Annotated in this window: 6 protein-coding genes and 1 riboswitch; of the genes, 4 read left to right on the top strand and 2 right to left on the bottom strand. The window is 72.0% G+C overall.

Annotated features, from left to right (window positions below):
* Positions 1 to 1,482, top strand: a 1,482-nt coding sequence (locus ACFFNX_RS28820; RefSeq protein ID WP_378208803.1) for a tetratricopeptide repeat protein, incomplete at its 5' end; no start/stop codon positions are given.
* 148 nt (positions 1,483 to 1,630) lie between these two features.
* A complete protein-coding gene (locus tag ACFFNX_RS28815; RefSeq protein ID WP_378208801.1) occupies positions 1,631 to 3,073 on the top strand; it encodes a hypothetical protein in 1,443 nt (480 codons plus the stop codon).
* A gap of 15 nt (positions 3,074 to 3,088) precedes the next feature.
* On the opposite strand, the gene ACFFNX_RS28810 is transcribed toward ACFFNX_RS28815, so the two are convergent.
* Positions 3,089 to 4,777 carry an NAD-binding protein gene (locus tag ACFFNX_RS28810; RefSeq protein WP_378208799.1) on the bottom strand — a complete coding sequence of 563 codons (1,689 nt, stop codon included), beginning with the start codon at positions 4,775 to 4,777 and terminating at the stop codon, positions 3,089 to 3,091.
* Between the two features lie 111 nt (positions 4,778 to 4,888).
* A riboswitch (S-adenosyl-L-homocysteine riboswitch) is annotated at positions 4,889 to 4,966 on the top strand.
* 9 nt (positions 4,967 to 4,975) lie between these two features.
* Here ACFFNX_RS28810 and metH point away from each other — a divergent pair.
* Positions 4,976 to 8,623 carry a methionine synthase gene (gene metH, locus ACFFNX_RS28805; RefSeq protein WP_378208797.1) on the top strand — a complete coding sequence of 1,216 codons (3,648 nt, stop codon included), beginning with the start codon at positions 4,976 to 4,978 and terminating at the stop codon, positions 8,621 to 8,623.
* Here the strand turns inward: metH and ACFFNX_RS28800 are convergent.
* Entirely contained in the window at positions 8,602 to 9,510 is a 909-nt protein-coding gene (locus ACFFNX_RS28800; protein ID WP_378208795.1) for a spherulation-specific family 4 protein, read from the bottom strand. The two genes, metH and ACFFNX_RS28800, sit on opposite strands and share 22 nt — an antisense overlap.
* A gap of 207 nt (positions 9,511 to 9,717) precedes the next feature.
* Here ACFFNX_RS28800 and ACFFNX_RS28795 point away from each other — a divergent pair.
* Positions 9,718 to 11,651: AfsR/SARP family transcriptional regulator (locus ACFFNX_RS28795; RefSeq protein WP_378208793.1), on the top strand; the 1,934-nt coding region annotated here is incomplete at its 3' end.

Raw genomic sequence — 11,651 nt, 5'->3', positions numbered from 1 at the left:
GGCGCGGCGCGGGTCGCGGAGCTGTGCGGGCGGCTCCCGCTGGCCCTGCGGATCGCCGGGGCACGCCTGGCCGCGCATCCGGACCTGTCCCTGTCCGCGTTCGCGGACCGGCTGTCCGACGCACGGCGCAGGCTGGACGAGCTCCGGCACGCCGACCTCGCAGTACGCACCAGCTTCACCGCCAGCCTGGAAGGGCTGGCCGCCGAACCCGACGGCGACACGCTGGTCCGTACCTTCGTGCTGCTCGGGCTGCTGGACGGCCCCGACGTCGCCACGCCCGTGGTCACGGCGCTGACCGGGCTGTCGCCCGAGCACACGCGGACGGCCCTCGAACGCCTCGCGGAGGCGCAGCTGCTGAGCGCCGCCGGGCCCGGCCGTTACGGCATGCACGATCTCGTCCGGCTCTACGCGCGTGAGCGCGCGCACGAGGATCTGCCGGAGGAGACCCGCGCCGCCGCCTGGGGGCGGGCGATGCGTCACTACCTGGCGACCTGCCGGTCCGCCGCGCTGATGCTCGACCAGTCCCCCGACCACCGTCACTCCATCGGCCCGGCCACCCGCCCCGAGGACCAGGGCGAGGTGCGTTTCGCGGATCGGCGCGCCGCGATCCGCTGGATCGACGCCGAGCACGACAACCTCCTCGCGGCGGTGCGCCAGGCCGCCACGGCGTCGGGAGACGAGGGCCCCTCGTTCGCGACCGGGCTGTCCGCCGCCCTGTTCCGGCCGTTCGACATGCGCGGCAAGTACGAGGACCGGGTCACCGTCGGGCGGCTCGCGCTCGGCGCCGCCTGCCGCATCGGCGACCTCTGCGCGGAGGCGCAGGCGCTCAACGACCTCGGCTGGGCCTGTCTCGTGGCCGGTGACCTCGACGCCGCGGTCGACCACCTCGAACGGTCGGTGGCACGGTGGCGGCAGACCGACATGCGGCTGGGCACGGCCTACTCGGTCGCCAACCTCGGATCGCTGTACGCCTCGCAGCGGAACAACGAGGCGGCTCTCATCAACTGCCGGTGGAGCGTCGAGGTCTTTCGCGAGGTCGGCGACCGCCACGGCGAGGCCCGGGCGCTGATCAACCTCGCCAGCAGCCACCAGCGCAGCGGCCGCTACGCGGAGGCGATCGCCGCCAACGAGCGGAGTCTGGAGCTGCACACGGAGCTGGGCCATCCGCGCGGGCAGGCGATCGCCTCCGGAAACCTCGCCGAGTCCCACCGCCTGAACGGTTCGCCCGACCTCGCGGTGCCGCTGTTCGAACGCGCGATCACCGCGATCCGCGAGGTCGGGGACCGCGGTGCCGAGGCGGAGTTCCACTGGTTCCTCGGTGCCGCGCTGTACACGCTGGGCCACCACGACCGCGCCCGCGACCGGTGGCGGCGCAGCGTCGCGCTCTTGCAGGACATGGGCGCGCTGAGCGCCGACGAGGCCGAGGCGATCCTCGCCGACCCCGTACCCGAGACCCCCGAGCCCATCCTGCGCACCATGTGACCGCGCCGCCACCAGGCCGGTCTCCGCTCAGCCGACGAAGGGTTCGCGGATTCATGGCGTTATGGCGCGCGAGCACGGGGAATGATCGCTTGGCAAGGTTGGGCAGCACCCCCCGAGGCCCAGATCGTCGGCAGCGGGGGGTTAGGCAGTGTTGATCGGGACCGGACGCCGCAGCGCGGCGGCGATCGTCGGTGGGCTGGCCGCGGTGCTCGCCGCCGCCGGATGCGCGGGGCACTCTCACCAGGCCGCCCCGGTGTCCAAGGCGACGGCCGTCGCGCCCGTTGCCAGTGAAATGCAGGCCTATGTCGCGAAGGTCTGGCCGGAGTCCGGGCGGATCTGGCCCGGGGTCGTGCTGAAGGATCGACGGATCGTCATCGGCGACCGGCACACGGCGCGGCTCATCAGCGTCGACGGCGTCAAGAACCTCAGTGCCGCCGACCTCACCCAGCACAAGGTCGAGATCCCGTCGTCGGGCTCGCTCTACACCGTCTGGGACGGGCATCCGACCGTCGTCATGAACAGTGCCGACGCCTCGTACACCGACGAGGCCAAGGAGGAGCACGCCGGCCTGTCGGCGATCCTGTTCGGCGCGGCGACCGATGAGCTGTTCCACTCGTGGCAGCAGCGCGGCAAGCCGCTGGACCAGCATGCGATGCGCGGCACCGAGTACCCGCTCGCGGTCACGCCGCGGCTCTACCGTGCGATGCTCTACAACGACGTGGTCGCCGCCTTCCACGACCCGAAGCAGAAGCAGCAGCGGCTCGCGAACGCCGCGTACTGGTACCAGAAGTGGCAGAAGGAGTACGCCGACGAGGCGAAGCACGCCACCGCCATCGACGCCTCCGAGGGCGCGGCGGGCTACTTCGACGCCGTCGCCTCGGCCATGGCCGACGGCGCGGACCGTACCAAACCCGACGAGATACGGGAACGCGTCGGGTTCGAGGCGCTCGACCAGGGCCCGGACCCGAGGCGTCTGACCGTCGACGGCGAGGCCGCGCCACTGGGCGCCCTCGCCGGCCTGCTCCTGGACGAGGCCGACAAGAACAAGAAGGAAAAGGACAAGAAGGCGCACCCGCCGACCTGGCAGAAGCAGGTCGCCGAGAGCGGCAGGACGCCGCTGGCGATGCTGCTGCAGGGTGTCGCGCCGGTCGCCGAGCAGCCGTCGGACGGCCTGCGCCAGGCGATCCAGGACGAGCTCGCCAAGCAGAACAGCGACCTGATTCCGCGCTTCAACCCGCTGGTCAGGGCGTACAACAACAACGGAGACGCGCTGCTGCTCGTGCCGCTGGAGTCCGCCACCGGTGACCTGGAGACGGGCGGCTACTACACGACCAAGAACGTGCCGTACGCGATGCTCGCCCGGCTGAACGGGACGTTCCGGTTCACCTCCGGGCAACTGACGGCGAAGGACGCGTCCGTGCTGACGGGCGCGATCGACGGCCGCCAGTACGTGATCGTCCCACTCGACCCGGAGCGCGCGACGTCGAAGCTGTCGGACAACCGCATGAAGATGGACACGGGCCCGCTGACCGGCACGTTCCACGTGAAGGCCCAGAAGCTGAACGGACGCCAGGGCCTCATCGTCCAGTGACCCCGGCCGGGGCCCTCAGGGCGCCTCCGACGACGCGTGTGCGATGCTCCGCGTCCGTACGCTCCCGATGCCCGTACGCGTCGCGAGCACGATCAGGCGGTCTCCGCGGACGAGCAGGTACCCGTCCTGCGGCTCCCAGTCGAAGTGCTGCCGGCCGCGGCGTCCGACCGCGAGCACCCGTGACTCCCCGCGCTGGTTGGCGTCGCTCAGCGGGCGGCCCTCCAGCGCGGAGCCCTGGGCGATCGGCACGTCGGCGATGAGCATCACCTTGCGCCCGACCGGGATGGTGCCGATGATCTGGCGTTCCATCATGGCCGCGGCGAAGGCGGGCGCGGCCAGGAACGACACGCTGCGCGACACCGGGATGTGGAAGTTGCGGTGGACCCGCGCGGCCAGGTCGTCGTCGAACAGCCGCAGCACGACCCGTACGTTGTCCTTCAGCTCGCGCGAGTTCAGGCCCGCTTCCAGATTGGTGATGTCGTCGCTGGTGACCGTCACGACGGCGCGGCACGTGCTGACCCACGCGTTGCGCAGCGTCTCCTTGCGCGTCGCGTCGCCGAACACGATCGGCAGCCCCTCGCGGAGTGCCAGCGGCACCCCGACGGCGTCCTCGTTCATCTCCACGCAGACGACCGGAACGCCGAGGTCGTTGAGCTGCCCGACGACGCGTACGCCGACGGCTCCCAGCCCGACGACCACGACGTGACCGCTGATCGGCTCGCTCAGTGTGAGCGGCCCGGCGAGCCGGGCGCGCACGAGCGCGTCGACGACCGCGGCCGTGATCGCGGGCACCAGGGCCAGGCTCGCGAGCGTGACGATCACCTGGGTCGCCTTGGCCGCGCCGCCGAGTGACGAGTCGGGGTCCGCGGCGCCGGCCAGGTCGAGCAGGACGAGATAGAGCGACTCGCTGAAGCCGGACCCGCCGGACAGGCCCAGCGACACCGTGCCGACCACGATGACGCCCAGCAACACGAGCACCACCTGCATCAGGCGGCGGTTCAGGACGAGCCGCAGGCTGCGTGCCAGGAAGGAGAACGGATGGCGGCGCGGCCGGTGCGCGCTGAGCGGGTCGCGCGGACTCTTGTCGGCGACCGCGAGCACGAGGTTGGCGGTCTCGTGCGGGTCCGGCAGCAGACGCGGATTGCCCTCGGACCGGCGCGTGTCGGCCAGCCCGCAGATGATGGTCTTCGGCCGGTCGCTGCGCCGGGCGACGTAGAGCGTGCGGCCGGCGACGCGTACGTGGCTGGGCGCCGGGTCGCCGAGGGCGGCGGCCACGAACGACGGCGCCGCCATCGCGCCGTCCGAGAGCACCGCGCAGTCGTTGAACAGCGTGCGGATCCGCGCGCCCAGCGAGGTGTTCGCCATCCGGATGACGAGGCGGGCCCCGGGGTTGAGCTCCTGCACGCGCAACGCCGCGTGGACGTTGCCGACCTCGCTGTTGCTCACGAGCGCGACCGCTCGGGCCGCCTCCGCGTTGACGTCGCGGAAGGCCTCGTCGTTCAGCTCGAGCGCCTCGTGCACCTTCACGCGGGGGAGCCGGGCGATCTGCGGGCCGTGGTTGCGTTTCTTCGACGGCAGGATGACGGTGACATCCTGGAGGTAACGCGTGGTCAGCTCGTCGGCGAGCCGGAAGGCCAGCGGCGTGTCGCCGCAGACGACGAGATGGCCGCGCATGGCGCTGCGTCGTCGGGGGACTGTCGGCACGCCGCGATCCTATTCTCCGTCCGGGCCGAGTCCCGTGTACCGAAGTGCGTACGGTGGGCCTCGCCCTTGGTCGCGTTGGACTCCGTCGCCGTCTTGGGTACCGTTGTAGATCAGACCGAGAGGCGCTGCAACGGGCCGTGGCCCGCCACGCTCGGCCTGCATCATGATCCGCAAGGGCGCCTCCCGACACAACGGGGGGTGGACCCAGTGGACAAGGGCGAACGCCAGACCACGAGTGCTCTCAAGGAGTTGCTCGCCGAACGCGTCGTGGTGCTCGACGGCGCGTGGGGCACCATGCTCCAAGGGGCCAAGCTGGCCCCGGAGGACTACCGCGGCGATCGCTTCACCGACCACCCGAGCGACGTCACCGGCGACCCCGACCTGCTCAACCTCACCCGCCCGGACGTCATCCTCGACGTTCACCGGCAGTACCTCGACGCCGGCGCGGACATCACGACGACCAACACCTTCACCGCCACGAGCATCGGTCAGGCCGACTACGGCCTCCAGGAGTACGTGCGCGAGATGAACCTCGCGGGCGCCCGCCTGGCCCGCCAGGCCGCCGAAGAGGCCGGTGGGCGTTTCGTCGCCGGTTCGGTCGGCCCGCTGAACGTCACCCTGTCGCTGTCGCCCCGCGTCGACGACCCGGCGTACCGCGCGGTCTCCTTCCAGGATGTCCGCGCCGCGTACGCCGAGCAGATCGCGGCGCTCGCCGAGGGCGGCGTCGACCTGCTCCTCATCGAGACGATCTTCGACACGCTCAACGCGAAGGCCGCGATCGCGGCCGCCCGTGAGGTCGCGCCGGACCTGCCGCTGTGGATCTCGGTGACCATCGTCGACCAGAGCGGGCGCACCCTGTCCGGCCAGACCGTCGAGGCGTTCTGGAGCTCGATCGAGCACGCCGAGCCGCTCGTCGTCGGCGTGAACTGCTCGCTGGGCGCCGCGGAGATGCGCCCGTACGTCGCGGAGCTGGCCGAACTGGCCGGCACCTACACCGCCTGTCACCCGAACGCCGGCCTGCCCAACGCGTTCGGCGAGTACGACCAGACCCCGGAGGAGACCGCGCGGCTGGTCGGCGAGTTCGCCGCCGGCGGGCAGGTCAACATCGTCGGCGGCTGCTGCGGCACGGGCCCGGCGCACATCGGCCTGATCGCGGACGCGGTGAAGGGCATGGCGCCCCGCCGGGTCCCCGAGCTCACGCCGGGTACGCGGTTCAGCGGCCTGGAGCCGTTCGCGATCGGCCCGGACACCGGCTTCGTCATGATCGGCGAGCGCACCAACGTCACCGGCTCGGCCCGTTTCCGGCGGCTGATCGAGGCCGATGACCACCAGGCCGCCGTCGACGTGGCGCTGGAGCAGGTACGCGGCGGCGCGAACCTCCTCGACGTGAACATGGACGCCGACCTGCTCGAGAGCGAGCAGGCGATGACCACGTTCCTCAACCTCATCGCGACCGAGCCCGAGGTCGCCCGCATCCCGATCATGATCGACAGCTCGCGGTGGAGCGTGCTGGAGGCCGGGCTGCGCTGCGTGCAGGGCAAGGGCGTGGTCAACTCCATCAGCCTCAAGGAGGGCGAGGAGCCCTTCCTGGAGCAGGCCCGCCGCATCCGCGACTACGGCGCCGGCGTCGTCGTCATGGCCTTCGACGAGCAGGGGCAGGCCGACACCACCGAGCGCAAGGTGGAGATCTGCGGCCGCGCGTACGACCTGCTCACGCAGAAGGCGGGCTTCGCGCCCGGGGACATCGTCTTCGACCCGAACGTCCTCGCCGTCGCCACCGGCATCGCCGAGCACAACGGGTACGCCAAGGCGTTCATCGACGCGCTGCCGCTGATCAAGGAGCGCTGCCCCGGCGTCCACACCAGCGGCGGCATCTCCAACCTGTCCTTCTCCTTCCGCGGCAACGACGTCGTACGCGAGGCGATGCACTCGGCGTTCCTGTTCCACGCGGTGCGCGCCGGGCTGGACATGGGCATCGTCAACGCCGGGCAGCTCGCCGTCTACCAGGACATCCCGGCCGACCTGCTCGAACTCGTCGAGGACGTGATCTTCGACCGGCGCGAGGACGCGACGGACCGGCTGGTCGCCTTCGCCGAGACGGTCAGCGGCAAGGGCACCCAGCGCGCCGTCGACCTGACCTGGCGCGAGAGCCCGGTGGAGAAGCGGCTGGAGCACGCGCTCGTGCACGGCATCGTCGACTACATCGTGGAGGACACCGAAGAGGCCCGGCAGAAGGCCGCGCGTCCCCTCGACGTGATCGAGGGCCCGCTCATGGACGGCATGAAGGTCGTCGGCGACCTGTTCGGCTCCGGGAAGATGTTCCTGCCGCAGGTGGTCAAGAGCGCCCGCGTGATGAAGCGGTCGGTCGCCTACCTCGAGCCGTTCATGGAGGAGGAGAAGGAACAGGCCCGCCGGGAGGGCCGTCTCGACGTCGGCCGCGGCAACGGCAAGGTCGTGCTGGCCACGGTCAAGGGCGACGTGCACGACATCGGCAAGAACATCGTCGGCGTCGTCCTCGGCTGCAACAACTACGAGGTCATCGACCTGGGCGTCATGGTCCCGGCCGCCAAGATCCTCGACACGGCGGCCGCCGAGGGCGCCGACGCGGTCGGCCTGTCCGGGCTGATCACCCCGTCGCTGGACGAGATGGTCGGCGTCGCGAACGAGATGCAGCGCCGCGGCCTGAAGCTGCCGCTGATGATCGGCGGCGCCACGACCTCGCGGCAGCACACGGCGGTGCGGATCGCCCCGGCGTACGAGGCCACCACCGTGCACGTGCTGGACGCCTCGCGCGTGGTCGGCGTGCTGTCGGACCTGCTCGACCCGGAGCGCTCCGAGGCGCTCGCCGTCTCCAACCGCGCGGAGCAGGAGCGCCTGCGCGAGCAGCACGCCGGCCGTAAGCAGCGCCCGCTGCTCACCCTGGAGGAGGCCCAGGCCAACCGCGAGAAGGTCTCCTTCGACGACCTGCCGACCCCCGCCTTCACCGGGCTCCGCAACGTGCGGCCGGACCTGACCGAGCTGCGCGAGATGATCGACTGGCAGTTCTTCTTCCTGGCCTGGGAGCTGAAGGGCAAGTACCCGGCGATCCTGGACCAGCCGGTGGCGCGTGAGCTGTACGATGACGCGAACACCATGCTCGACGAGATCATCGCGGCCGGTTCACTGCGCGCGGAGGGCGTGTACGGGTTCTGGCCCGCGTACACCGACGGCGACGACATCGTGGTCGACGCCGGCGCCGACACCACGGTGCGCCTGCCGATGCTGCGCCAGCAGACCGCCAAGCCGGAGGGCCGGCCGAACCGGTCCCTCGCCGACTACGTGGCCCCGTCCGGGGACCACCTCGGCGGCTTCGCGGTGGCCGTGCACGGTGCCGACGAGCTCGCCGCCGGGTACGAGGCCCAGCAGGACGACTACCGGTCGATCATGGTCAAGGCGCTCGCCGACCGTCTCGCCGAGGCGTTCGCCGAGTGGGTCCACCTGAAGGCGCGCCGCGAGTGGTTCGAGCCGGACGCCGAGCCGGTGCTGGAGGACCTGCACGCCGAGCGTTTCCGCGGCATCCGCCCGGCCCTCGGCTACCCGGCGAGCCCGGACCACAGCGAGAAGCGCGAGCTGTTCGACCTCCTGGAGGCGGCCAAGGCCGGCCTGAACCTGACGGAGTCGTACGCGATGACCCCGGCGGCGGCCGTCAGCGGCCTGATCTTCGCCCACCCGTCGGCGCGGTACTTCACCGTGGGCCGTCTCGGCCGCGACCAGGTCAAGGACTACGCCCGCCGCCGCGGCCTGGACCTCGCCGAGGTCGAACGCTGGCTGCGCCCCAACCTCGCCTACGACCCCGACGAGTCGTGAGCCCCCGGTGACGGTGGAGGAGCAGGCCGTGCCGGGTCCGCTCCGTCACCGGTCGCCGTACGGGCGACCTCGTCGCTCCAGTAGGCGGCGGCCGGGAGGGTGTCCCACGGGTTCGGCAGGACGTCGTCGGTGACATAGAGGTAGCCGGCGCCCCGTTGCCTGCTGAGGGCGACCGCGTTCTCCATGTCGGCCTGCGTCGGCGTGGCGTACACGAGGTGCCAGAACTTGTTCGGGTCGGCGGAGCCGAGCTCCCAGGACGGCGGCGACCATGAGGTGTAGCTCGCGTAGGTGCCCTCGAACATCACCAGGACGTCGGCCGCCGATGAGTAGCACTGGTCCGCGGGGGCGCCGGGGTTGTCCACGGTGAGAGCCCCGGAGTGGTGCTGTTTCGTGTACGTGCTGACCGCGGTGTACAGGTCGACGTACGCGTTGCCGGTGCCGCAGACGTTCTGCGCGTCGTCGAAGAAGATGCCGGCGAGGCCGTTGCCGCCGTACCAGCGGTACCAGTCGTCCACGTCGCCCTCGACCTGGGCCGTCCACGCCGAGGTGGACGTCTGGCCGCCGCGCGTCGTACGGCCGGTGGTGCCGAAGTACCCGGTGTCGACGTAGCCGATGACCTTGATGCCCGCCTGCGCGGCGGCCTGGACGGCGTTCGCGTAGCTCTGGTCGAACGTGGTTCCCGGGCCGCTGCCGGGGTTGGCGACCGAGATAGCGACCGTGGGAGCGCTCTGGTCGAGCCGGGTCCAGTACGTGCCCCCCGCGCCGCCGCCCGGATCGAAGTACGCCGGGACGGCGAGGTGCTGCACGGTGGCCGACGCCCGCGCCGGCGTCACCGTCAGGCCGAGGACGAGCGTCACCGCCGCGACGCACGCGCGGACGACCCTCACCGGTGACGACGCTCTGTTCCGTGACCTGAACAACCCTGATCACCTCTCGGGGCGGGTGCACTCAGAATCGGCTGCGTTTTCGTGCGTGTCAATCGGCGATATCAAGCTGCTTTGCGCATTTCTGCCGCGAACGGTCCGGCGGTGAAACTACGCGATCCGGCACGATGCGGGCTCGATCGGCGGCGGTGTTCCGGATACGTTGAGTGAATGCGCGTAGGGATCCTCGGTCCGCTCGATGTCACCGCTGAGGGACGGAGCGTGAACGCCGGGGGTCCCCGGCTGCGCGCGCTCTTGATCCGGCTCGCCCTCGACGCGGGCCGTACCGTCCCCGCCGCCGCGCTCGCCGACGAGGTGTGGCCGGACGACGGGCCCGTGGACCGCGTGAACGCGCTGCAGTCACTGGTCGCCCGGCTCCGGCGGCTGCTGCCGGGCGACGTGCTGCTGTCCACCGGCGGCGGATACCGCCTGGACCTGTCGGCCGACGCGGTCGACGCGTGCCGCTTCGAAGGACTGGCCGGCGAGGGACGGCGGGCGCTGAAGGACGGGGAGCCGGAGGTCGCCCTGCGCGTTCTGGACGAGGCGCTCGGCCTGTGGCGGGGTGAGCTCACCGACGGAGCCCCGGACACCGCGCGCCGCCGGCTCGACGAGCTCCGGCTCGGCGCGCAGGAGGACCGCGCGGAGGCAGCGCTCGCCGTGGGCCGGCTGGACGGCATCGTCGCGGAGTTACGCGAGCTCACCGCAACGTATCCCTTCCGCGAGAGGCTGCGGGTCCTGATCGTCCGGACGCTCACCGCGGAGGGCCGCCAGGCCGAGGCGCTCGCCTTCTTCGCCGAGTACCCGGAGTTCCTCGCCGACGAGGTCGGCGCGGACCCCGGGCCGGAACTGCTCGAGGCGCATCAGGCCGCGCTCGCCGGTGGGCCGGCGCCCGCGAAACGGCCGCGGGGCAACCTGCGCGCGCCGGTGACCGGCCTCATCGGGCGTGCCGAGGAGGTGGCCCTGGTCCACGGGCGGCTGGGGACGACCCGGCTGGTGACACTGGTGGGCCCCGGGGGAGTGGGCAAGACCCGGCTCGCGACCGCGGTGGCGGCGGAACGTTCCCCGGACGCGTGGCTGGTCGAACTGGCGTCGGTGACCGACTCCGGCGCGTTGGCCCGTGCCGTGCTCGACGCGCTCGGCATCGGCGGGACGGGCATGTTCGACGGCCCGCGTGATGACCTGCGGCGGCTGTCCGAGGCGCTCACGGGCGACGAGACGCTGGTCGTGCTGGACAACTGCGAGCACCTGGTCGACGATGTGGCCCCGTTCGTCCAGGAACTGCTCGGCCGCTGTCCGGGCCTGCGCGTCATCGCGACGAGCCGGGAGCCGCTCGGCGTCCTCGGCGAGGCGATCTGCCCGGTGCCGCCGCTCCCGATGGAGTTCGCGGTACGGCTCTTCGGCGACCGGGCGGCCGCCGCACGGCCGGGGTTCGTCCTCACCGCCGGCAACGCGCCGCTCGTCGAGGACCTCTGCCGACGGCTGGACGGCCTGCCGCTCGCGCTCGAACTCGCCGCCGCCCGGCTGCGCTCCCTCCCGCTGACGGATCTGGCGGCCCGCCTCGACGCCCGCCTGGACCTGCCGGCGTACCCGCGACGTGCGACCGAGCCCCGGCACCGGACGTTGCGCGCGGTCGTCGCCTGGAGCTGGGATCTGCTCGGCGACGACGAACGCCGGCTCGCGCGGCGGCTGGCGGCGTTCCCCGGCGGGATCTCCGTCGAGAGCGCGGAGTCGGTGGCCGCGGCCGATGTCGACGTGCTGACCGCGCTCGCGGACCGGTCGCTCCTGCAGTTCGACGGGGAGCGCTACCGGATGCTGGAGACGATCCGCGAGTACGGCCTCGAGCAGCTCGTGCACAGCGGCGAACTGGCCCGGGTCCAGGCCGCCCACGCCGCCTACTTCGTCGGCCTCGCCGAGCGGGCCGAGCCGTGTCTGCGGGACGCCCGCCAGCTCCCCTGGCTCGCCCGGCTGGCCGCCGAGCGCGACAACCTCTTCGCCGCCCTGCGGTTCGCGCGTCAGACCGGCGACGTGGGCGTCGCGGTGCTGCTGTGCGCCGCGCTCGGCGTGTTCTGGCTCATCCGCGGAGACGTCGACGCGATGGCGCGCTG

The sequence above is a fragment of the Actinoallomurus acaciae genome (assembly GCF_042429965.1).
In the GTDB taxonomy this organism is placed as follows: Bacteria; Actinomycetota; Actinomycetes; order Streptosporangiales; family Streptosporangiaceae; genus Actinoallomurus; species Actinoallomurus acaciae.
Note: the sequence above shows the minus strand (reverse complement) of the source record. Positions and strands in the feature narration are given on the sequence as shown.